This window comes from Paracoccus sediminis (assembly GCF_900188295.1).
In the GTDB taxonomy this organism is placed as follows: domain Bacteria; phylum Pseudomonadota; class Alphaproteobacteria; order Rhodobacterales; family Rhodobacteraceae; genus Paracoccus; species Paracoccus sediminis.
The window spans coordinates 121,695-142,603 of sequence record NZ_FZNM01000001.1 but is presented as its reverse complement, the minus strand read 5'-3'; the positions used below and the strand labels follow the sequence as shown (position 1 = coordinate 142,603).

The following is a 20,909-nucleotide window of genomic DNA, read 5'->3' as shown; positions in this document are numbered from 1 at the left end:
TGGGTCCAACAGAATCAGCCGATCCGGCCGCCGCCCTGTTTCGTGATCGCCACGACCGACGGACGCACCGGCATCGCGTCGTCGAAGTCCGGCCAGCGGGTGGACAGATCCTCGTAATAGGACGGGCGGCCATGGCCGTCCCAGTCGTCGCCGCCGTCGGCCGGGTGCTGGACGGCAACGAAGAAGGTGGTCATGTCCTGGGTCAGGAACGGGCCGCACAGTTCCGCCCCCACCGGGACACGATAGAACAGCCGAGAGGTGCCGCGCGCCTCGCCTTCGGTATCCACCGCCCACAACCCGTCCGTGCGGCCGGTGTCAGCCATGGAATTGCCGTCGGTCGCCACCCACAACCGGCCATCGGCATCGACCGCGCAGTTGTCGGGCATTCCGAACCAGCCGTTCGCGGTGGTTTCCGTGGAAAAGGTCGCGCCGACCTCGGCGATGCTGGGATCGCCGCATTTCACCAGGATTTCCCAGGTGCCGGTCGTGGCCGTGAAATCGCCCTCCTCCTCGATGATCTCGATGATATGGCCAAAGGCGTTGTCCACGCGCGGGTTGGCGGCATTCGCCTCCTCGCGGCGGGTGTTGTTGGTCAGCATCACATAGGTGCGGCCCGTAAGCGGGTTCGGCTGGATGTCCTCGGGGCGGTCCATCGGCGTCGCTTCCAGCAGGTCGGCGGCGCGGCGGGTCTCGATCAGCACGTCGGCCTGGCTGGCAAAGCCGTTGGCGGCGGTCAGCGGTCCGTCGCCATGCGTCAACGGCAGCCATTGGACCCGGCCATCGTCGTGGAAGCGCGCGACATACAGCGTGCCGTCATCGAGCAGATCCATGTTGGCGGCGCGATCGTCGGGGTTGAAGATGCCCGCTGTCACGAATTTGTAGACATAATCGAACCGCTCGTCGTCGCCCAGATAAAAGACCACGCGGCCGTCCTTGGCGACCACGCTTTCCGCGCCCTCGTGTTTGAAGCGGCCAAGCGCGGTGCGTTTCCGGGGGGTCGAGGCCGGGTCCATCACGTCGACCTCGACGATCCAGCCGAACCGGTTGGCCTCGTTCGGATCCTTGGACACATCGAACCGTTCATGGAAGTTGCCCCAGGCATAGGTGGAATCCGGGATGCCCAGGCGTTCGTAATTCGCGGCCTCGGGGTGGCCTGCGGGCAGGGTGCCCAGGAAATAGCCGTGGATGTTCTCCTCGGCCATGATGTAGGTGCCCCAGGGGGTCACGCCGCCCGCGCAGTTGTTGACGGTGCCCAGCACCTTGCGCCCGGACGGGTCGGCCAGGGTCTGCATCCGGGCATGGCCGGCGGCGGGGCCGGTCAGCTCCATCTCGGTCTTGGCGGTGATGCGGCGGTTCAGCGCGCCGTCCAGCACCGGCTGCCATTTGCCGTCCACGCGGCGGATCTCGATGACCGTGCCGCCATGGGCCGCCATCTCGATGTTCACCCGCGATTCGTCGGCCTCGGCCACCTCGATTTCCTGGGTGGTGGTAACAGAGCCGTCCTCGGCGGTTTCCTCGACCTCGCGGATCGTGACGATGCCGGGGAACATCAGGTGATCGTTGGTGTATTCGTGGTTCACGACCAGCAGGCCGCGATCGTCGGCGCCGTCCAGAGGGATGAAGCCCACGAAGTCGTTATTATAGCCAAACTGGCGTTCCTGCGCGGCCTCGGACTGGTTTAGCGGGTCAAAGTCGGGCGCGTCGGCGAACACCTTGTCGCCCCAGCGCAGCAGCACGTCGGCGTCATAGCCCTGGGCGATGTGGTGGTCGGCATCCACGCCCGCCGTCACCTCGGGGAAACTGAACGCCGACGTCGACGCGGCCTGCGCATCACTGGCCGACAGCAGCGCGATCGGGCTGACCGTGGCCGAGATCGCCGTAACCGCCATCGACCCCTTGAGAAAGCCGCGTCGGGAAAAACGCGCGGCGATGATGTCGCCCATGGTGGGGCTGCCCGTCGGGTTCAGGCCGGGGCCATCGGCGTCCTCCAGCCTGCTGGTGCGGAAGGTGGTGGGGGTTTGCTGGTCGCGCATCACGCTCTCCTGGCTGGTCGCAGGGCAGCGATTAGGCGCAGGGTGCGACAGCAATGCGTCAGGATCGTGAAACTTTGGCGAAACGCCCGCCGGAACGGCCGCGGGCGTCCCTTTGGTCAGACCCCAAGGCACCACCGCATCACGGCCTTCTGGGCGTGCAGGCGGTTTTCGGCCTCGTCCCAGATGACCGAATGCGGGCCGTCCATGACGGCGCTTGTCACCTCGTCCTCGCGGTGCGCGGGCAGGCAGTGCATGAACAGGGAATCGGGCCTGGCCTTGGCCATCAGCGATTCATTGACCTGATAGCCGCGCAGCTGGTTGTGGCGGCGTTCCTTGGCGGATTGGGGATCGTGCATGGACACCCAGGTATCAGCGATGACCAGATCGGCGCCTTCGACGGCCTGGGCCGGGTCGCGCACAATCTCGGCCCGGACGCCCTGGGCGCGGGCGAATTCCAGCGCCTCGCGTTCGGGATCCAGCGGCGGCGGGCCGCTGAAGGTGAAGTCGTAGCCGAACTGGCCCGCCCCGTGGATCACGCTGGCGCAGACGTTGTTGCCGTCGCCCACCCAGACGACCTTGCGGCCGGCGATGGGGCCGCGATGTTCCTCGAAGGTCATCACGTCGGCCATGATCTGGCAGGGATGGGTGCGGTTGGTCAGCCCGTTGATGACCGGCACCGTGGCGTATTCCGCCATCTCCAGCAGGGTCGCCTCCTCGAAGGTGCGGATCATGATGAGATCGACATAGCGCGACAGGACGCGCGCCGTGTCGGCGATCGTCTCGCCATGGCCCAACTGCATTTCCGATCCCGACAGCACCATGGTCGAGCCGCCCATCTGCCGCACCCCCACGTCGAAGCTGACGCGGGTGCGGGTGGACGGCTTTTCGAAGATCAGCGCGACCATGCGGCCTGCCAGCGGCTGATCGTCGTCCGGCGCGCCCTTGGGACGGTTGTTGCGGGCGATCTTCATGGCCAGGGCCTGGTCGATGATCGTCCGCAGATCCGCCTTGGCGGTGGTGTGGATGTCCAGAAAATGCTTCATCGTCGTCGTCTTTCGCGATTTGGGCAAGGAAGCCCGCTTGACGGGGCCGGGTCAAGGCCCGGTGTGACCAACACGAACGATGAATGATCGTCGGCGCCCGAGCCGACGGCAGGGAGAGTTCCCGCCGCCGGCCCGGATCGGGACGGGCCGCGTCCTAGGCAAGGCTTGCCGCCGCGCGGTCCAGCCGGGCCACGGCCTCGGCGATCTCCTCGTCGGTGATGTTCAGGGGCGGCAGCAGGCGCAAGGCGTTGTCGGCGGCGGGCACCGTCAGCAGGTGCTGGGCATAGCCCGCCTTGACGACATCCGTGGGCGCGACCTTGCATTTCAGGCCCAGCATCAGGCCCTGGCCGCGCACGCCTTCGAAGATATCCGGGTGGGCCGCCACCAGCCCTTCCAGCTTTTGCCGGAACAGGGCGGCCTTGCGGTTCACATCCGCCAGAAAGGCATCGTCCGCTACGATTTCCATGACGCGCGCGCCCACCGCGCAGGCCAGCGGGTTGCCGCCATAGGTGGACCCATGCGTGCCCGCGACCATGCCCGCCGCCGCCTGTTCGGTCGCCAGCACCGCGCCCAGGGGAAAGCCGCCGCCGATGCCCTTGGCGACCATCATGATGTCGGGCGCGATCCCCGCATATTCATGGGCGAACAGCCGGCCCGTCCGGCCCATGCCGCATTGGACCTCGTCCAGGACCAGCAGCGCGCCGTGGCGGTCGCACAGCTCGCGCAGGCCCCGCAGGCAGGTGTCCGGCAGGGGGCGGATGCCCCCCTCGCCCTGGACCGGCTCGATCATGACGGCGGCGGTCCGGTCGCTGACGGCCGCGTTCAAGGCATCGTGGTCGCCCCAGGGCAGCGTGCGGAAACCCGGCATCAGCGGGCCGAATCCCTTGGTCATCTTCTCGGATCCCGCCGCGGCGATGGCACCGGTGGACCGGCCGTGGAAGGCGCCCTCGAAGGTCAGGATCTCGGTCCGATCCTCGCCCCGGTCGTGCCAGTACTTGCGCACCATCTTGATGGCCAGCTCGGCGGCTTCGGTGCCGGAATTGGTGACAAAGACGGTATCGGCGAACGTGTGTTCGACCAGAAGATCGGCCAGCCGTTCCTGCTGCGGGATCTGGTACAGGTTCGACACATGCCAGATCCGGCCCGCCTGCGCGGTCAGCGCGGCGACCAGATCGGGATTGGCATGGCCCAGCACGTTGACCGCGATCCCCGAACCCAGGTCAAGGTATCGGCTGCCGTCCGTGGCGATAGCCCAGGAACCCTCGCCCCGGTCAAAGGCGATGGGCGCGCGGTTATAGGTCGGCAGGACGTGCGAAATCATAGGGGACTCCCCGATTGGCAGGACGGATGTGAAAGGCAGGCGGGATCGGACGGTGACGTGGCGTCAACGTCGGGGACGGGCGGCGATGGCGGTCCGAACGATCATGGTTTCGGCCATAGCGCCGATTCGGCCCCCGTGCAATCACGGTTTCATCCGATAGCCGGTTTTCAGCCAGCGCCAGGCCAGCCACAGCACGACCGCCGCGCAAGACGTGCCGATCAGCAGTCCGCGCCAGACCGGGGCGTCGCTGACCCCGGTGACGCCGTATCGCGCGCCGTCGATCAGATAGAAGACGGGGTTCCAGTGCGACAGGGTGCGGAACGGTTCGGGCAGGGCCTGGACGGAATAGAAGGTGCCCGACAGGAACGACAGCGGCGTGATGATGAAATTGCTGATCGCCGCCATCTGGTCGAACTTTTGCGCCAGGATCCCGGCCAGGATGCCCAGCCCCCCCAGCAGCAGCGCGGCCAGAGCCACGAAAACCAGGGTCCAGCCGGGATGCGCGATCCCCGTTCCCGTCAGCAGCACCATGCCGGTGCCGATCACCGCCGCCACCAGCCCGGCGCGCGCGACGGATCCGGCCAGATAGCCCGCCAGCAGTTCGCCCGCCGACAGGGGCGGCATCAGCGTGTCGACGATGTTGCCCTGCACCTTGGCCGCCGTGATCGAGCTCGAGGTGTTGGCGAAGGCGTTCTGGATCACCGTCATCATCAGGATGCCCGGTCCCAGGAACACCAGATAGGGCAGGCCCATCACCTGCCCCCGCCCCTGTCCCATCGCCAGGGCGAAGATCAGGACAAACAGCGCGGCCGTCATCAGCGGCGCAAAGATCGTCTGCTGCCAGACGGCCATGAAGCGCATCACCTCTCGGGTCGCAAGGGTCCGCAGGCCCAGCCAGTTGACGCGGCCAAAGCGGCGCACGCCCATTGCCGGGTAATCGGCGCCAGGGCTTCGGGGCGGAACGGGTCGGGTCATCGGCGGTCCTTGAATTTCTGCGCATCGGCGTCTAAATCTCGGCATCCCGTTTCTGACGGGGGCAATCGCAGGTTTCAAGATGGGGCGGCGCCCATGCGCGCCCGGAAAGGCAGCCATGTCCTGGACGGATGATCGGGTCGAGACGCTGAAGCGCATGTGGGCCGAAGGCCAGTCGGCCAGCGCCATCGCCAAGGAACTGGGCGGCGTGACCCGCAACGCGGTCATCGGCAAGGTTCATCGCCTGGGGCTGTCGAACCGCAACGACGAACCCGAGCCAACCCCGGCGCCCGCCCCCGAGCCCGTGGCCGAGAAGAAGGCCGACCGCAAGCCCGCCCCAGCCGCACGGCCCGAACCGCAGCCGGAAGCCCCCGCCCCCGCCGATCCGGTCGAGGAAAAGGAACCCGTGACCCAACCCGCCTTCACCCCCGCCCTGCGCCGTCCGATCGTTCCCGCGGGCCAGCCGCTGCCCCCGCAGCCCTCGGCCAACGAGATCAGCCCCGAAGCCCTGGCCTCGGTGCGCGAGGTGGAAAAGCGTGCCCGCAAGCTGACGCTGATGGAATTGACCGAACGGACCTGCAAATGGCCCATCGGCGATCCCGCGACCGAGAAATTCTGGTTCTGCGGCCTGCCCAGCCAATCCGGCAAGCCTTATTGCGATGCCCACGTCAGCGTGGCGTTCCAGCCCATGAGCTCTCGCCGCGACCGCCGCCGATAGGCCTGCCGGGACATTCCCCGGCAGCCTTCCCGATGGGTCCGGCAGAGGGCTGGCGGTCCGTCGGCGCCGGACGCTCAGACCGTCTTGACGGATCGCAGGAACGCGCCGACCTGACCGGGATCGACGCCGCCATCGTCGTCCATGCGGCTGCCCCAGTCGGCCAGCCAGTCGAACAGCGAAGCCGCTTCCCGGTCCGAAAACCGCATTTCCCAATCGGTGAACAGACGCTGATCCAGCGATCCCTGGTCCAGAACGGTCATGTTCATGTGCCGGTCATCGTCGCGCAGAATATCGACCAGCCGGAAAACCTGCCGCCATGGCCCCTCGAGCCATTGAAAGAAATTGCCGTTTTCGAAATGCAGGCAGCCCGTCAGGCCATGCAGCCTGTTGCGATGGCGCGCCCTGTCCAGGATCGCGTCCAAGTCGTCGCGTTCCAGTTTCGGCCGGGCCATGCTGCGGTAAAGGCAATAGCCCAGCCGGTCATCGGTGACGGGATTCCAAAGATGACCATCCGGCAAAGGCTGCCGCGCGAGAGGTCCGACAGGATTGAAATTCTTTTGCATCAGGCATTCTTCCGACTTTTGCCTATCTTTCATCATCTGCAACCAGAAATCCATTCAACCTTCAGCAACTCGCCTTTCAGGATAGTGAAACTTTGATGCACATTCCGGTTGCGCCGTGTAGCCAGGGGCCTGGCTGGCCATAATCCAGCATCCGGTGGCGGGCAGGTTCGTTCCTGTCCTTGCAGCCCTTGTCGCTCATGGCCAGAAGGCGGGCTTCGCCGACGACTTTGATCGAATCGACGGATTCGACGGTGTTGAGCGTCATGATGTCGGGCAAGGCGACAGGTTCGGGCGGCACGGCGGGATCGCCGTTCCAGCGCCGTCGTGGGGCCGTGGCATACAGCCTGCCCGCATCGTCAACCGCAGCCCTTTCCAGATCGGTCAGCCTGGGGGGCCAAAGGCGCGCACCATCCGCACGTCCAGGCCGTTGTCCTCGACCAGGGCGCCGATGCCCATGGCGCGCGGCCGCCGCGCGGGATCGATCGCTGCGGGAACCAGGCTATGCGACAGCTTCAGCGCCCGAAACGACAGGATCGTCGCCAGCAGCCCCCACCGGAACACCGTATGGCAGGTTCGGCAGACGGAGCTTGCGGTTGGCGATCGGACCCCGGCCGAAACGCTGATCGCTCTTGCTGTGGTAAATGCGGCCGCGGCCCCCTGCGCCGTTGCGGCGTTCCGCCGCGCGGCCCGCCGTCGATGTGTCATGGAATTCCTGCGCACCGAGGCCCGCCTTATTCCGGCAGGCGCCGGAAAGCCGGTTGCGCAATCGGCGCCTTGCCCTGGCAGCCGCTGGGCGGGACTTCCCCTTGTGTTCCATCGCGGCTAAACAGGCGCCGACCCAAAGGACGCTGCCATGGCCCGCCACCTCATCACCTCTGCCCTGCCCTATATCAACGGCATCAAGCATCTGGGAAACCTTGTCGGATCCCAGCTTCCGGCGGATCTCTATGCGCGTTACCTGCGGGCGCGGGGCCACGAGGTGATGTTCATCTGCGCCACCGACGAACACGGCACCCCCGCCGAACTGGCCGCCGCCAAGACGGGCGAGGCCGTGGCCGATTACTGCGCCCGGATGCATGCCGAACAATCCGCCCTGGCCGCCGGGTTCGGCCTGTCCTTCGACCATTACGGCCGGTCGTCCAGCGACCGTAACCGCGCGCTGACCCAGCATTTCGCGGGGCGCCTAGCCGACAACGGCTATATCGCCGAGGTCAGCGAAAAGCAGGTCTATTCGATCAACGACGGCCGTTTTCTGCCCGACCGCTATATCGAGGGCACCTGCCCCAACTGCGGTTACGACAAGGCGCGGGGCGACCAGTGCGAAAACTGCACCAAGCAGCTTGACCCCACCGACCTGATCGACCCCCGCAGCGCGATTTCCGGCAGCACCAATCTGGAAGTGCGGGAAACCAAGCACCTGTATCTGCGCCAGTCCGCGCTGAAGGGCCGGATCAGCGACTGGATCGACGGCAAGACCGACTGGCCGATCCTGACCACATCCATCGCGCGCAAATGGCTGGACGACGGCGAAGGCTTGCAGGACCGGGGCATCACCCGCGACCTGCATTGGGGCGTGCCGGTGAAACGCGGCGACCGGCCCTGGCCGGGGATGGAGGGCAAGGTCTTCTATGTCTGGTTCGACGCGCCCATCGAATACATCGCCGCGACCGCCGAATGGGCCGACGCGCAAGGTCTGCCCGACAGCGCCTGGCGCCGCTGGTGGCGCCGCGACGAAGGGGCCGAGGACGTGACCTACACCCAGTTCATGGGCAAGGACAACGTGCCGTTCCACACGCTGTCCTTTCCCGCCACGCTGATCGGATCGGGCGAACCGTGGCGGATGGTCGATTATATCAAGTCCTTCAATTACCTGACCTATGATGGGGGCCAGTTTTCGACCAGCCAGGGACGCGGCGTGTTCATGGACCACGCGCTGGAAATCCTGCCCGCCGATTACTGGCGCTGGTGGCTGCTGTCCCACGCCCCCGAATCCGGCGACAGCGAATTCACCTGGGACAATTTCCAGCAATCGGTGAACAAGGATCTGGCCGACGTTCTGGGCAATTTCGTCAGCCGCATCACCAAGTTCTGCCGGTCCAAGTTCGGTGAAACCGTCCCCCAGGGCGGCGACCATGGCCCCGAGGAAACCGCGCTGATCGATGCCCTGACCGTCCGCATCCGCGCCTATGAGGGCAACATGGCCGCGATGGAGGTGCGCAAGGCCGCGTCAGAGTTGCGCGCCATCTGGGTGCTGGGCAACGAGTACCTGCAATCCGCCGCGCCCTGGTCCACGCACAAGACCGACCCTGAAAAGGCGGCGATGCAGGTCCGCCTGGGCCTGAACCTGATCCGTCTTTACGCGGTGCTGTCCGCGCCTTTCATTCCCTTTGCGGCCCGGTCGATGCTGGACGCGATGGGCACGACCGACGACGCATGGCCCGACGATGTGGCGGCGGCCCTGACCGCCCTGCCCCCCGACCATGCCTTTGCCGTGCCCGACGTGTTGTTCGCCAAGATCACCGACGATCAGCGGGCCGAATGGGAAGAGCGATTCAAGGGCGTGCGCCAGTGAACCCCTGCATCCTTCTTGGCGCGCCCATCGACGAAGGCCAGCGCCGCCCTGGCTGCCTGATGGGACCGGCGGCCTATCGCGTGGCCGGGCTTGCCCAGACGCTGACCGCCCTGAACCACGCGGTCGAGGATCGCGGCGACGTTGCCCCCGCCCCCCTGGTCCAGGCGACCTGCGCCAATCCCGCCGTCCACCACTTGCCTGAAATGCTGGCCTGGACCAAAGCCCTCCGCGACGCGGTGGCTGACGCCCTGCCCCACGGCTTGCCGATCATCATGGGCGGGGATCATGCCCTGGCGTTGGGCACCATGGCCGGGGCGGCGGTCCATGCCCATCGGCAGGGCCGTCCGTTGTTCATCCTGTGGCTGGACGCCCACAGCGACATCCATACGGTCGAAACCACGACCTCGGGCAATCTGCACGGAACGCCCATTGCCTATGCCTTGGGCCTGCCGGGGTTCGATCCGTTTCCGCCCTTTCCCCATCCGGTGCCGGGCCGGAACATCTGCATGTTCGGCATCCGCAGCGTCGATCCGGCGGAACACGCGGCGATGCTGGACATCGACATCACCGTGAACGACATGCGCGTGCTGGACGAACAGGGCATCGTGGCGCCCCTGCGGGCATTTCTGGACCAGGTGCGGGCGGCCGACGGGATGCTGCACGTGTCGCTGGACGTGGACTTCCTGGACCCCTCCATAGCGCCCGCAGTCGGCACCACCGTCCCCGGCGGCACCACCTTCCGCGAGGCGCATCTGGTGATGGAGTTGCTGCACGAATCCGGCCTGGTGACCTCGCTGGATCTGGTCGAACTGAACCCGTTTCTGGACGACCGGGGCCGCACCGCCAAGCTGATGGTCGATCTGGTCGGCAGCCTGATGGGCCGCAAAGTCTTCGACCGTCCCACCCGCAGCTTCTGAACGCTTGCCAATCGCGCCCCCGCCCGCTAGCGACGGGATGCGCGGGCGTGGCGGAATAAGCCGGGGGACTTAAACTCCCGCTGTATGCGCAGAGAAGCGTAGCGTTTCTAAGGCGTTGTGCCTTGTCGCTTCTTATCAGGCCCGGTCAAGGCCAGATCGGATTGCGGATCACGCCTCCCTCGGGTTAGAAGCGGGAAGACTGGGCCCATACTCCAATCGGTAGAGAGACGGGTCTTAAACACCCTACAGTCCGGGTTCGAGTCCCGGTGGGCCTAGTCCGGTTCGGCCTTCACCCCACCCTTGTCCCTGACCATCTGGACGAGCTCGGCCATGATGCGAGGCATCTCCTCCACGACCTCCTTGCCGAACAGGATCTCGTCCACGTAGCCCATGTGCAGCATGTCCACCATCCGGCAGAGGTAGGACCGGCCGCATTCCCACCAGGTGAAGTGCGAGTCGACCATCAGGTAGTGCTTGACGTCGATCCCCTCGCTCTCGCGCAGCTCCTCGACCTCCATCCCGTCGAGCAGGGACTCGTAGACGCCGTCCGCGACCCGGCTGCCGAACGTGGTCGTGTAGTAGTATTCCTTTATCTCCCAAACTGCGACGGGGTTGACCGTGGTCGGGAAGGCCCCATCGACACGGCGGGCAAGGGTTCGGATGGGCACACCGTTCTCGGTGATGGTCGTGAGGGAGCGCGGGTCGTAGTTGCAGGGGAGTCCCTCGGCGTGGGCCTCGATCAGCATGTTCACCATCCCTGTCAGGTAGGCCTCCGACTTCTTCTCGCCTTTCTGCTTGTTCATCGGCACGGCCCGGCTGGGCCTGAGCTTCGCATTCAATGCCGAGAAGACTTGGCGTGCCTCGTCAACGTCCATGAGCTTGACCCGAACGTGGTTGTTCAGGACATCTGCCCGGTATTGGAAGTATTCCATGAGTTCGGCTGCGAGAGACGTGGGCTTGCCGTTTGCCTGGCGGAGGACCTCGTCGCGGAGTTCAAGCGCCTTGAACGCCTCCCTCATCGAGGCAAGATCATGCACCTTCACGCTCTTGCTCCCGCCCCGCTGGGTATAGCCTCCGGTCTGGCTGATGCTGCGGACGCAAGCCCAGAACGACTTCGGCTTGTTAAGGAAACGCTCGTCAGGTCGCATTAGCCGTCCTCCCTCGAGTTAGGGGGCTACGCAGATAAGTCCGACTGATATTCAGACTTGGACAGAAAGCCCCGGCGGGGCATAAGTCGCAGACCTAGTATAAACGATCAAGGGGCCAACAAGATGCAGTATGCGATGTTCACTGAGGCCGTAGGGCCTATTAGGAGCTCGCACGTGGCCCCATTCAAGTCGCAGTTACTGAAGTGGATCGGGAACAAACAGAAGTTCGCCCACGAGATAATCTCCTACTTCCCCACTGACATGCGGACCTATCGCGAACCCTTCCTTGGATCTGGCGGGGTCTTGGCGACCTTGGCACCCCGGCTTGGAGTGGGGACTGACGCGTTCGCCCCGCTGGTAGAGATATGGCAGACGTTACGCGACGACCCGGAGCAGCTCAAGGCTTGGTATCGTGAGCGGTGGGCGGTCCACGCCGAGGGCGACCCGGTAGAGGGCTACGAGAGGATCAAGGCGAGCTACAACGCCTCGCCGAATGGGGCCGACCTGCTTTTCCTGTCGCGGTCCTGCTACGGTGGGATAGTCAGGTTCAGGAAGGCGGACGGCTACATGTCCACCCCCTGCGGGCCACATCGTCCCATCACCCCCGCGTCGTTCAACCAGCGGGTGGACGAGTGGAGCCGTCGGGTGCGAGGGTCGACGTTCAGGCAAGCAGACTTCGCCGAGACCATGGCCGAAGCTGGACCCGGCGACGTGGTCTACTGCGACCCACCCTACTCGCACTCGCAAGCGATCCTCTACGGGGCACAGGCCTTCGACCTTGGCCGATTGATGACCGCGATTGCCGACTGCAAGGAGCGCGGCGTGAGGGTGGTCCTGTCGATCGACGGGACGAAGAAGTCGGGGGACGTTTACTGCGACGTCCCCCTCCCGGACGGGCTGTTCGAGCACGAGCTTTTGGTCAACGTGGGTCGGTCGATGCTGCGTCGCTTTCAGATGGGCGGGCAGACGCTGGAGGCCGAGGAGGTCCGGGATCGGTTGTTACTGACCTACTAACTACCAGTCAGGTCGCTGAGCGCGGTGGACTATCGATAGGCGTTAGGCGGGGGTCAAGGTTAGGCGGCGTTCCGCTTGGTGAACGCGACCATGTCCTCAAAGTAGTCGTCGGGATCCCCCAGCCGTTCCTTGAGATACAGCTTCACGGCATCGGCAAGAGTCGCTTGAGGGGCCTGATAGGTGCCCTGCGTTGCCCGCAGAAGATTGATAGCGTGGCGGTCCTGAGGGGTTGCGCCTACCGGCTCATCGGTCTCGGGGTCTATCCTGTAGCGGGCGGCTATCCCATCGGCCACAAGGTCGCGGTCCTGCACTCCAGCCCCTTCGGGAAGGATCACCTGGGCCCAGCGTTGGGCCGCTTCATAGGCTTCCCGTTCCGTGGTCGGATCGGCCCCCAGCGCCGCCTGCTGACGGGCCTTGGTTATCTCGCGCTCCACCTGTGCATGATACTGCGGGTAGGCGAACAGGGCGACCTTCTCGGTATCCCCCAGCTTCCGCTTGAACTCTCTTTTAGAGATGATTCTCGCGATGTCCTTGGGAACCCTTCGCCGATACTGCCAAGACCCTGCCTTGGTCCGCTCAACGTGCTTCAAAACAAGCCCCATGTGTGCCCCTTGTGTGCCGCAATGTGCACCGAAAGGGACTTCATGTCACGGAAGTTATTGAGAAAACTGACACTTCCAGTCGGAAGTGGTGCCGCTGAAGGGACTCGAACCCCCGACCCCATCATTACGAATGACGTGCTCTACCAGCTGAGCTACAGCGGCATCTGGTTGTGCCACGCCCGATAGCAGCTTCCCCGTTGGGGGAAAAGGGGGGCGCGGCGTTTTTTACGCCGATTTAACGGCGGGCTTTGCCTTCGGTCCATTCGGCGTCTTCGGGCGGTTCCACATCGGGGCGGACCGGCACGGGATCGAGCCGGGGCATGGAAAGCGCTGGGTCTGGGTCCGCGATCGGGGTCGCCTCGGCCTGGATGACGACGACATCGGGCCGGGCTTCGGATGTGGCGAGGGTCGCGGCTTTCGGCGCAGGCACGGACTCGGGCGTGGTGACGGTGCTTGCCGGTTCCAGCGTCACATAGTCGCTTTCGCGGGGGACCATGCCGGGGGCAACGTCCGCAATCTCGACCCGACGGGACACGGGTCGGTCTGCGGGACGGTTCTCCGGGGGCCGGGGAGCCTGCGGAGCCGGCGATACTTCGGCCACGGGAACGGACGCCTCGGGGGCGGCTTTCGGGGGGCCGACCAGCAAGGGCAGCATTTCGGCGCCCTTGGTGGCCGTCGCGACGGATCGGACATCCTCCGGTTCCCGCCAGGTCAACGTGTCGAAACCGCCGCAACTGTCGCAGACGGGCGCCCAGTGGGCCATGACGTTGTGGCATTTGTCGCAGACCCACTGCGGCCCGCGCGATGCGGTCAGGGCCCGCGCCAGATAGCCGCGCACGACGCTGTCGTCGGCCCCTTCGCCACGCTCCACGGCTGCCAGGATCGACAGGGTGCGCACCGTGGGATGCGTGTCGGCCAGATCGCCAAGCGCGCGGCGGGCGCCGGGAAAATCCTCGGCCGCCAGCAGCAGCTCGGCCCGCAGCAGCCGCGATTCCTCGTCGTTGGGGTTCTTGGCGACCAGGCGGTCGAACCGGGTCAGACGGGCCGAGGGCGTTTCGTCCGGCGCGATCTCGGCATAGGCGGCGGCAATGTCGGGATGGGGGCGCACCGACCAGGTCTTTTCCAGCACGCGCGAGGCGTTGCGGTAGTCCTTTTGCGCGACATAGCTGCGCGCGGCCAGGACCGCCGCCGGGATCAGATCGGGCGACGCCTTGTTGGCCGAGATCGCGGCCTCGCGGGCGCTGATCGAATTGCCCTGGGCCAGAACCTCGCTGGCTTCCTGCAAGGCCAGCACGGCATCGCGGCGGATATGCACGTCCTGCGGCAGGTCGCCCTGACGGCGTTTGTCCTTGAGCAATTGCCGCGCGCCCTTCCAGTCATGCTGGCGCATCTCCAGATCCAGAAGCGTGTCCTGCAATTCGCGATGCTTGGGTTTCAGGGCATAGGCCTTCTGTGCCAGCAGCAGCGCGGTCGCGGTGTCGCCTTCGTCGATCTTCTGGCGCATCAGGCCCCGGATGCCGACAAACCGCGTCCGGTCGTCCTGCAACAGGGTGCGATAGACCTGATTGGCCCTGCCCTTGTCGCCCGCCACCTCGGCCGCCTGGGCGGTTAGCAGGTTCGTGACATGCGGCATGTTGAGGTATTTTTCGGCCTTGGCGGCCTTGTCCTGCGCCAGCTTTCCCTCGCCCGATGCGACGGCCAGCATTCCTTCGCCCAAGGCAGCATAGCCCTTGCGTTCGCGGGACCGATCGAAATAGCGGTTGATGGCGGTTTCGTCGCCTGCAAGGAACCGCAGAAAGGCCAGGACCAGCCCCAGCGCCTTGAACGCCAGCCAGGCCAGCACCATCAGGATCAGCAGCGCCACCACCGCCTTGACGGGGGTCAGGACGTATTCGGTCCCGGCATATTCGATGCGCAGCATCTGGCCGGTTTCGGACAGGTTGACGGCGCCAAGCGCGACCAGCAGGACGACGGCAAAGAAGAACAGGATTTTCAACAGGGAAAGCAGCATGCCCGGACCTCAGTTTGAAGGGGCCGACAGGTCGGACAGGGCCGCCTGCGCATCGCGATAGGCCATGGCCCCGGCAAGCCACCCGGCCATCGGGGGGACGGTCCTGGCCGGATCGGGCAGGGCCTCGATCTCGGCCACGGCGTCGCCGATGCGGCCAGACTGCACGGCATCGTCGGCGCGCGACAGGATCGCGTCGGGGTCGGATCCTTCGCGGGCCTCGACGGACCGGGCGCCGGTCTGGGCACGCAGGAAATTGGTCAGCAGATTGCCGTTGCCCGCCACGCTGTCCTGGCGCAGGGATGCGCGCAGGGCGGCGCGGGCGGCTTCGGGGAAACCGGCTTGCAGGCTGTCCAGACCCGGCACCTCGCGGGTCAGCGCCTCGGGCGCGTCCAGACCGGCGCCTTCCAGTGTCTGCCGCGCCTCGTCGGGGTTGACGCCGCGATCCAGGGCAGTTTGCAGGGCGGCGACGGCGGCCACGGCCTCGGCGCGCCGGGTGGTTTCGGCGGCGGCCTGTTGCAGGCGCTCGGCCTCGGACTGGGCTTCGTTGATCTGGGCCTGCGCGGCCTGTGCGGCGGCCTGGATCTGCTGTTCCAGGGTTTCGGACTGATCGGCCAGGGCCTGCACCCGCTGGGCCGTTTCGGGATCGATCCGGGGCCGTTCCGTCAGTTCTCTGATCTGTTCGGCCTGAGCCTCGATCTGCTGGCGCAGGGCCGCCAGATCCTCGGCCGATGCGGCGGGCGGCATTTCGGCGGCAGGTTCCGCCGGGGCATCGGGCTGCGGCTGGGCGGCCAGTTCGGCGCGCAGGGCGGCGATCTGTTCGGCGCTTGCGGCCTGGGCGGCGCTGACGGCATCTGCCCGGATGGCGGCGACATCCACAGGTTCCGCCTGGGGCGCCTGCACCGCGGGCTGTTCGGGCAGCCATCCCGCGGGCAGGTGCGGCAAGGCCCAGATCGTCGCGGCGGATCCCAGCCCCGCCGCCACGACGCCGCCCAGGAACACGGGCCAGAAGCCGGTCTTTCGAACCTTTGCCCCCTGTGAGGAAGACGTTGCGGAAACCGGAATCGGCGTATCGCGCAGGACGGGTTGCGCCGCGGGATCATCCGGCGCAGCATTCGGCGCGGGGTCTTTTGCCCCGGTATCCTTCGGCCCGGCATCCCTTGTCCCGTCGCCGGACGGCCGGGCATCGAACGGCCCTGCCCCGGTTTTGACGGGATCAGCCTTTGCTTTGGGCTTGGCCGGAGGGTTCTGGCCAGCGGCATCGCCCAAAAGGGTCGATTCGACGGGCTTCACACCGGACGCCTTTGGCACCGCGGCCGAACCGTCGCCCACGCCGATGTCCGTCCGGGCGATCACACCAGGGTCGGCCGCGTCCTTTTTCAACATCAGGGGCGCCGTATCCTGCGCGGTGTCAGATGCGCCCGTGCTTTTGGTCTTGTCTGGCTTTTTCACGTCATGTCCCCGGCTTCGCGGCAGCAAGGATTGCCGCGCTTGGCCCGCAGCCTAATCAGGCGCGTGCTGGTTCTCAACCCGCCCTGCGCATCATTGTTCCGCCAACGGCAGGCGGCGAATGGCGTGGACCATCGCGGCGGCATCGGGCGCATCCGCGACCGCGCGGCCGACGGCCGGCGCCGACCACCGTGACAGCGCCGCATCGCTGATCGCGACCGGCCACAGCGGCGCCCGCGCCCCGCGCACGGCGTCCGACACCAGCCGGGCGCTGCGCGGCGAGAAAAGCGGCAGCACGACAGGCGCGCCCCCCGCCAGCACATCCCGTGCCTGCGCGGTCAGCGGGACGGGCTGCTGATCGTAGACCACCATCCCCGGCACCGGCAGTTCCCGCGCCAGATGGCAGCCATGGGGATGGATCAGCGGCACCGGCGCGTCGGCGATCAACGGCAGCAGTCCTTCGGCAAAGCCGTTTCCCTGCCGCACGTCGAACCCGGCAGCCCGCGCCGCCTGCGCCGTATGCCCGCCCACGCACAGCGCCAGCCTGCCCCGCCCCGGTCCGGCAAAGCCGACCGCATGGGCCGAGGTGAAGACCAGCCCCGCCGCATCCCGCAGCCGCGCCCTGTCATGGTCCACGGCCACGATTCGCAGGACCGGCGCGATCACGGCCCGCCAGTCCGGCAGCATGGCCGCGAACCGCCGCGAATCCGGCCGCGGACGGGTCAGCAGCAGGATGGGCGGCTGGGCACTGGACATTGGCAAACCCCGTGGCCGATGCTAAGGGCCTTCAGGCGTAAACCCCCCTTCCCCGCCCGGCAAGAGCATGGACGACACCCAGATTTTCCTTGGCATCGAGAGCAGTTGCGACGACACCGCCGCCGCCATGGTGACGGGCGGCCGGCGGATCCTGTCATCCATCGTCAGCAGCCAGACCGCGCTGCACGCCGATTTCGGCGGCGTGGTGCCGGAAATCGCCGCCCGCGCCCACGCGGAACGGCTGGATCTGGTCGTTGAACAGGCGTTGTCGCGGGCGGGCGTGGCCTTGCGCGACGTGACGGCGGTGGCGGTCACGGCGGGGCCGGGGCTGATCGGCGGGGTGATGGCGGGCGTGATGTGCGCCAAGGGCATCGCCGCCGGGGCCGGCCTGCCGCTGATCGGCGTGAACCATCTGGCGGGCCATGCGCTGACGCCGCGCCTGACCGACGGGATCGGCTTTCCCTATCTGATGCTGCTGGTGTCGGGCGGGCATTGCCAGTTCCTGCGCGTGGACGGGCCGCAGGATTTCATCCGCCTGGGCGGCACCATCGACGACGCGCCGGGCGAGGCGTTCGACAAGCTGGCAAAGCTGCTGGCCCTGCCCCAGCCCGGCGGACCGTCCGTCGAAGCCGAGGCCGCGACCGGCGATCCCGACCGTTTCCCCCTGCCCCGCCCGCTGTTGGACCGGCCGGGCTGCGACCTGTCCTTTTCCGGCCTCAAGACCGCCGCGCTGCGCCTGCGCGACCAGCTGATCGCGGACCAGGGCGGCTTGCGCCAGACCGACCGCGCCGACCTGTGCGCGGCCTTCCAGGGGGCGGTGGCCGAGGTTCTGGCCGAAAAATCCCGCCGCGCCCTGGCCGCAAGCCCGGTGCCCGTGCTGGCCGTCGCGGGCGGGGTCGCCGCCAACCGCACGATCCGCGCGGCGTTGGAACAGGTGGCGCGGGACGCGGGCGTGCGCTTCCTGGCCCCGCCGCTGGCGCTGTGCACCGACAACGGCGCGATGATCGCCTGGGCTGGGGCGGAACTGTTCACCCTGGGCCACCGCGACGGCATGGACCTGGCCGCCCGGCCCCGCTGGCCGCTGGACCGGGATGCCGCCCCGATGCTGGGCGGCGGCAAGAAAGGGGCCAAGGCATGAGCGTCGCGATCCTGGGCGCGGGCGCCTTTGGCACGGCCCTGGCGGTGGCGCTGTCGGCCAATGGCCCGGTTACGCTGTGGGCGCGCGACACTGGCTGGGGCCGCGACAACCCGCGCCTGCCGGGCGTGTCCCTGCCCGGCGGGATCGCCGTCACCGACGAGCTGTCCGCCGCAACCCAGGCCGACATGCTGGTGCTGGCCCTGCCCGCGCAGGCGCTTGGCGGGTTTCTGGCCGATCACGCCCGCCTGCTGGACGGCAAGCATCTGGTCAGCACCGCCAAGGGCATCGACCTGACCCGGCTCACCGGCCCATCGGCCCTGCTGGCCGATGCCTGCCCGCAGGCCACGGTCGCCGTTCTGACCGGGCCGTCCTTTGCCGCCGACATCGCGCGCGGCCTGCCCACCGCCCTGACGCTGGCCTGCGCCGATGCCGATGCGGGCCGCGCCCTGCAACACGCGCTGTCCACGCCCGTCCTGCGGCTTTACCGGACCACCGATGTCGCCGGCGCCGAACTGGGCGGGGCGCTGAAGAACGTCATCGCCATCGCGGCGGGCGTGGTCATCGGCGCGGGCCTGGGCGACAGCGCCCGTGCGGCCATCATCACGCGGGGCTTTGCCGAGATGACCCGCCTTGCCGCGCGGCTTGGCGCACGCCCTGAAACCCTGTCCGGCCTGTCCGGCCTGGGCGACCTGACGCTGACCTGCACGTCGGCGCAATCGCGCAACTTCCGGTACGGCCAGGCGCTTGGCGCCCGCCAGCCGTTCGACACGGCAACCACGGTCGAGGGCGCGGCCACCGCCCGCGCGGTCGCGGCCCTTGCCGCCCGGATGGCCTGCGACATGCCCATCGCCGCCATGGTCGCCCGGCTGGCCGAAGGAACGATGACCGTGGACGACGCAGCCCAGCACCTGATGACCCGCCCCCTCAAGGAGGAATGATGCCCCTGTTCGCCGTGATCTGCCGGGACAAGCCCGGCGCCCTGCAAACCCGCCTGGACACGCGCGAGGCGCATCTGGGATTCATCCGCGACACGGGCATCGTGCGCATGGCCGGGCCGTTGCTGGAAAACGGCCAGATGTGCGGTTCGCTGCTGATCCTCGAGGCGGACGACCTGGCCGCCGCACGGGACTGGGCCGCGAACGATCCCTACAAATCGGCGGGCCTATTCGACAGCGTGGATGTGGTCGAATGGAAAAAGGTGATCGGCTGATGGCCTATTGGCTGTTCAAGTCGGAACCCAACGTGTTTTCCTGGGACGATCTTGTCGCCAAGGGCGACCGGGGCGAGGAATGGGACGGTGTGCGCAACTATCAGGCGCGCAACAACATGCGGGCGATGAAGGCGGGCGAATTCGGCCTTTTCTATCATTCCAACATCGGCAAGGAGGCGGTGGGCATCGTGCAGGTCGCCGCCCAGGCGCATCCCGACAGCACGTCCGGGGATCCGAAATGGGACTGCGTGGACATCCGCGCCGTGAAACCGTTGGCCCGGCCGGTCTCTCTGGACCGGGCCAAACGGGAACCGGCGCTGAGCGGCATGGTTCTGGTCAACAACTCGCGCCTGTCGGTCCAGCCGGTCACGGACGGCGAATGGGCGGCGATCCTGGCGCTGTCGGACACCGAGGCACCGTGATTCGGCGCGCGGTATCCGATTCGCTTTTGTCGGGAAAGCCGAAGCCGATCAATGTGGCCGGCAACGTTGGCGTCCGGAAAGGCGAAGTTCCATAGGTCCATGGCTGCGGTTGAAAATGGCGTGATTTCCCGTTTCCAATCCAGCACTTGTCCGCCATCGCCTGTTCTTCGGAACGTTCCGGCAGGCAACCGGGAAAATTGGGACGGACCGCCTTACACCCATAGGTTGTTCAATGATTTCAATGGACAAGCGGGATCGGTATCGCTAGGTTGGCCGTCAGAATACCTCTTGAAGCGTTGTGAGCGGTTATGTCGCGGGCCTGTATCGGCCCGCCGGGTTTAGGAGTAATGGCGATGCACAAGACATTGAAGGCGCTGATTGTGACCGCAGGCCTTTCGCTGGGCGCCGCGGCATCGGCAAATGCCGCGACGTTGACGTTCACGAACGCGGATCCCACCCCGCAATTTTCCTTGACGGTGGACGATTCCGCATCGCCAGGCAAATTCCGGTTCAGCCTGTCCACTCTTGTCGGCACGGCGGACTTGCTGGGTCTGGGCTTCTTCTTTGGCGGAGCGTCGCTGTCGCAAAGCGACATTTCGTTGGTCAGCGCGACCCGCGCGGACAACCAGTCGATCATGCCGACCCTGGAACTGTTTGGCAACAACACCGGCCAACAGGGCAGGTGCGGCCAAGGCTGCAACTTCAACGGTTCGGGCAGCCGCAGCGTCTTCGATTACATCATCCGCTTGGGCGACAACGGCGCCGGGCAGGACAATTTCGTCAAGTCGATCGTCTTTGACATCGCGGCCACCGGGCCGCTGGCCACGCTTTTCAGCGATTTCGGCGTAAGGGCGCAACGTGTGAACGGGGACGCCAGCATCAAGACCGATCTGGAACCGAACGATCTGGCCCCGGTGCCGCTGCCTGCCGGGCTGCCGCTGCTGGGATCGGGATTGCTGGCCATGGGTATCCTGCGCCGCCGCCGGGCCGCGAAAACCAGCGCCTAAGTGGGGCACCCCTTGC

Annotated in this window: 21 protein-coding genes and 2 tRNA genes; 10 read left to right on the top strand and 13 right to left on the bottom strand. The window is 66.7% G+C overall.

What is annotated here, in order from left to right; all coding sequences use genetic code 11:
* Positions 1-14: 14 nt before the first annotated feature.
* The 4 genes from CHB77_RS00775 to CHB77_RS00760 all read right to left on the bottom strand — a co-directional run bounded on the left by CHB77_RS00775 (position 15) and on the right by CHB77_RS00760 (position 5,372).
* Positions 15-2,033: a PhoX family protein gene (locus tag CHB77_RS00775; protein ID WP_089386274.1), complete on the bottom strand. Its 2,019-nt coding sequence runs from the start codon at positions 2,031-2,033 to the stop codon at positions 15-17.
* A 116-nt stretch (positions 2,034-2,149) separates the two neighbouring features.
* Positions 2,150-3,076: an ornithine carbamoyltransferase gene (gene argF, locus CHB77_RS00770; protein WP_089386273.1), complete on the bottom strand. Its 927-nt coding sequence runs from the start codon at positions 3,074-3,076 to the stop codon at positions 2,150-2,152.
* Positions 3,077-3,230: 154 nt separating this feature from the next.
* Positions 3,231-4,397, bottom strand: coding sequence for an aspartate aminotransferase family protein (locus tag CHB77_RS00765; protein ID WP_089386272.1), 1,167 nt, complete (start codon positions 4,395-4,397; stop codon positions 3,231-3,233).
* Between the two features lie 141 nt (positions 4,398-4,538).
* Positions 4,539-5,372, bottom strand: a complete 834-nt coding sequence (locus CHB77_RS00760) for an ABC transporter permease (RefSeq protein WP_242626498.1) — start codon at positions 5,370-5,372, stop codon at positions 4,539-4,541.
* Positions 5,373-5,487: 115 nt separating this feature from the next.
* Here CHB77_RS00760 and CHB77_RS00755 point away from each other — a divergent pair, with 115 nt between their 5' ends.
* Entirely contained in the window at positions 5,488-6,087 is a 600-nt protein-coding gene (locus tag CHB77_RS00755) for a GcrA family cell cycle regulator (RefSeq protein ID WP_089386270.1), read from the top strand.
* Between the two features lie 74 nt (positions 6,088-6,161).
* Here the strand turns inward: CHB77_RS00755 and CHB77_RS00750 are convergent, their stop codons facing one another.
* The 3 genes from CHB77_RS00750 to CHB77_RS17925 form a co-directional block, all read right to left on the bottom strand.
* The gene (locus tag CHB77_RS00750; RefSeq protein ID WP_165456176.1) at positions 6,162-6,650 is read right to left on the bottom strand and encodes a BLUF domain-containing protein; all 489 of its coding nucleotides are present in this window, start codon (positions 6,648-6,650) and stop codon (positions 6,162-6,164) included.
* Positions 6,651-6,726: 76 nt separating this feature from the next.
* A complete protein-coding gene (locus CHB77_RS00745; RefSeq protein ID WP_165456177.1) occupies positions 6,727-6,927 on the bottom strand; it encodes a hypothetical protein in 201 nt (66 codons plus the stop codon).
* Positions 6,928-7,031: 104 nt separating this feature from the next.
* Positions 7,032-7,355: a hypothetical protein gene (locus CHB77_RS17925; protein WP_131023292.1), complete on the bottom strand. Its 324-nt coding sequence runs from the start codon at positions 7,353-7,355 to the stop codon at positions 7,032-7,034.
* 148 nt (positions 7,356-7,503) lie between these two features.
* On the opposite strand from CHB77_RS17925, the gene metG reads away from it, so the two are divergent.
* From metG to CHB77_RS00725, 3 genes are all read left to right on the top strand, one after another.
* A complete protein-coding gene (gene metG / locus CHB77_RS00735; protein ID WP_089386266.1) occupies positions 7,504-9,222 on the top strand; it encodes a methionine--tRNA ligase in 1,719 nt (572 codons plus the stop codon).
* Positions 9,219-10,139: an arginase gene (gene rocF / locus CHB77_RS00730; RefSeq protein WP_089386265.1), complete on the top strand. Its 921-nt coding sequence runs from the start codon at positions 9,219-9,221 to the stop codon at positions 10,137-10,139. Before metG ends, rocF begins: the two co-directional genes overlap by 4 nt.
* Before the next feature lie 201 nt (positions 10,140-10,340).
* Positions 10,341-10,414, top strand: a tRNA-Leu gene (locus CHB77_RS00725).
* On the opposite strand, the gene CHB77_RS00720 is transcribed toward CHB77_RS00725, so the two are convergent.
* Positions 10,412-11,287, bottom strand: coding sequence for a DUF7687 domain-containing protein (locus CHB77_RS00720; RefSeq protein ID WP_176430297.1), 876 nt, complete (start codon positions 11,285-11,287; stop codon positions 10,412-10,414). The two genes, CHB77_RS00725 and CHB77_RS00720, sit on opposite strands and share 3 nt — an antisense overlap.
* Before the next feature lie 123 nt (positions 11,288-11,410).
* Between CHB77_RS00720 and CHB77_RS00715 the strand changes: the two genes are divergently transcribed.
* Entirely contained in the window at positions 11,411-12,301 is an 891-nt protein-coding gene (locus CHB77_RS00715) for a DNA adenine methylase (protein ID WP_242626499.1), read from the top strand.
* A 59-nt stretch (positions 12,302-12,360) separates the two neighbouring features.
* Here the strand turns inward: CHB77_RS00715 and CHB77_RS00710 are convergent, their stop codons facing one another.
* From CHB77_RS00710 to CHB77_RS00690, 5 genes are all read right to left on the bottom strand, one after another.
* Positions 12,361-12,903 carry a hypothetical protein gene (locus tag CHB77_RS00710; RefSeq protein WP_089386264.1) on the bottom strand — a complete coding sequence of 181 codons (543 nt, stop codon included), beginning with the start codon at positions 12,901-12,903 and terminating at the stop codon, positions 12,361-12,363.
* Between the two features lie 86 nt (positions 12,904-12,989).
* Positions 12,990-13,065 (bottom strand) — tRNA-Thr (locus tag CHB77_RS00705).
* A 73-nt stretch (positions 13,066-13,138) separates the two neighbouring features.
* Entirely contained in the window at positions 13,139-14,914 is a 1,776-nt protein-coding gene (locus CHB77_RS00700) for a heme biosynthesis protein HemY (RefSeq protein WP_089386263.1), read from the bottom strand.
* Positions 14,915-14,923: 9 nt separating this feature from the next.
* Complete coding sequence (locus tag CHB77_RS00695; protein ID WP_089386262.1) at positions 14,924-16,363, bottom strand: hypothetical protein; 1,440 nt, start codon at positions 16,361-16,363, stop codon at positions 14,924-14,926.
* Between the two features lie 90 nt (positions 16,364-16,453).
* Positions 16,454-17,116 carry a uroporphyrinogen-III synthase gene (locus CHB77_RS00690; RefSeq protein ID WP_089386261.1) on the bottom strand — a complete coding sequence of 221 codons (663 nt, stop codon included), beginning with the start codon at positions 17,114-17,116 and terminating at the stop codon, positions 16,454-16,456.
* 67 nt (positions 17,117-17,183) lie between these two features.
* Here CHB77_RS00690 and tsaD point away from each other — a divergent pair, with 67 nt between their 5' ends.
* From tsaD to CHB77_RS00665, 5 genes are all read left to right on the top strand, one after another.
* The gene (tsaD, locus tag CHB77_RS00685) at positions 17,184-18,254 is read left to right on the top strand and encodes a tRNA (adenosine(37)-N6)-threonylcarbamoyltransferase complex transferase subunit TsaD (RefSeq protein WP_089386260.1); all 1,071 of its coding nucleotides are present in this window, start codon (positions 17,184-17,186) and stop codon (positions 18,252-18,254) included.
* On the top strand, positions 18,251-19,192 hold the full coding sequence (locus tag CHB77_RS00680; RefSeq protein WP_089386259.1) for an NAD(P)H-dependent glycerol-3-phosphate dehydrogenase: 942 nt from the start codon (positions 18,251-18,253) through the stop codon (positions 19,190-19,192). The genes tsaD and CHB77_RS00680 overlap by 4 nt, the downstream gene beginning before the upstream one ends.
* Positions 19,189-19,464 (top strand): YciI family protein, encoded by a 276-nt coding sequence (locus CHB77_RS00675; RefSeq protein WP_089386258.1) that lies wholly within the window; start codon positions 19,189-19,191, stop codon positions 19,462-19,464. The genes CHB77_RS00680 and CHB77_RS00675 overlap by 4 nt, the downstream gene beginning before the upstream one ends.
* Positions 19,464-19,886 carry an EVE domain-containing protein gene (locus tag CHB77_RS00670; protein ID WP_089386257.1) on the top strand — a complete coding sequence of 141 codons (423 nt, stop codon included), beginning with the start codon at positions 19,464-19,466 and terminating at the stop codon, positions 19,884-19,886. The genes CHB77_RS00675 and CHB77_RS00670 overlap by 1 nt, the downstream gene beginning before the upstream one ends.
* 380 nt (positions 19,887-20,266) lie before the next feature.
* Positions 20,267-20,893 (top strand): VPLPA-CTERM sorting domain-containing protein, encoded by a 627-nt coding sequence (locus CHB77_RS00665; RefSeq protein WP_165456179.1) that lies wholly within the window; start codon positions 20,267-20,269, stop codon positions 20,891-20,893.
* The last annotated feature ends 16 nt before the right edge of the window (positions 20,894-20,909 follow it).

What these genes read in the sequence shown, in the direction of transcription:
- CHB77_RS00765 (WP_089386272.1), bottom strand. Translation starts at nt 4,397, where the DNA reads ATGATTTCGCACGTCCTGCCGACCTATAACCGCGCGCCCATCGCCTTT.
- CHB77_RS00720 (WP_176430297.1), bottom strand. Translation starts at nt 11,287, where the DNA reads ATGCGACCTGACGAGCGTTTCCTTAACAAGCCGAAGTCGTTCTGGGCT.
- CHB77_RS00760 (WP_242626498.1), bottom strand. Translation starts at nt 5,372, where the DNA reads ATGACCCGACCCGTTCCGCCCCGAAGCCCTGGCGCCGATTACCCGGCA.
- CHB77_RS00680 (WP_089386259.1), top strand. Translation starts at nt 18,251, where the DNA reads ATGAGCGTCGCGATCCTGGGCGCGGGCGCCTTTGGCACGGCCCTGGCG.
- CHB77_RS00675 (WP_089386258.1), top strand. Translation starts at nt 19,189, where the DNA reads ATGATGCCCCTGTTCGCCGTGATCTGCCGGGACAAGCCCGGCGCCCTG.
- CHB77_RS17925 (WP_131023292.1), bottom strand. Translation starts at nt 7,355, where the DNA reads ATGACACATCGACGGCGGGCCGCGCGGCGGAACGCCGCAACGGCGCAG.
- CHB77_RS00670 (WP_089386257.1), top strand. Translation starts at nt 19,464, where the DNA reads ATGGCCTATTGGCTGTTCAAGTCGGAACCCAACGTGTTTTCCTGGGAC.
- CHB77_RS00700 (WP_089386263.1), bottom strand. Translation starts at nt 14,914, where the DNA reads ATGCTGCTTTCCCTGTTGAAAATCCTGTTCTTCTTTGCCGTCGTCCTG.
- CHB77_RS00775 (WP_089386274.1), bottom strand. Translation starts at nt 2,033, where the DNA reads ATGCGCGACCAGCAAACCCCCACCACCTTCCGCACCAGCAGGCTGGAG.
- tsaD (WP_089386260.1), top strand. Translation starts at nt 17,184, where the DNA reads ATGGACGACACCCAGATTTTCCTTGGCATCGAGAGCAGTTGCGACGAC.
- argF (WP_089386273.1), bottom strand. Translation starts at nt 3,076, where the DNA reads ATGAAGCATTTTCTGGACATCCACACCACCGCCAAGGCGGATCTGCGG.
- metG (WP_089386266.1), top strand. Translation starts at nt 7,504, where the DNA reads ATGGCCCGCCACCTCATCACCTCTGCCCTGCCCTATATCAACGGCATC.
- CHB77_RS00710 (WP_089386264.1), bottom strand. Translation starts at nt 12,903, where the DNA reads ATGGGGCTTGTTTTGAAGCACGTTGAGCGGACCAAGGCAGGGTCTTGG.
- CHB77_RS00750 (WP_165456176.1), bottom strand. Translation starts at nt 6,650, where the DNA reads ATGCAAAAGAATTTCAATCCTGTCGGACCTCTCGCGCGGCAGCCTTTG.
- CHB77_RS00715 (WP_242626499.1), top strand. Translation starts at nt 11,411, where the DNA reads ATGCAGTATGCGATGTTCACTGAGGCCGTAGGGCCTATTAGGAGCTCG.
- CHB77_RS00690 (WP_089386261.1), bottom strand. Translation starts at nt 17,116, where the DNA reads ATGTCCAGTGCCCAGCCGCCCATCCTGCTGCTGACCCGTCCGCGGCCG.
- CHB77_RS00755 (WP_089386270.1), top strand. Translation starts at nt 5,488, where the DNA reads ATGTCCTGGACGGATGATCGGGTCGAGACGCTGAAGCGCATGTGGGCC.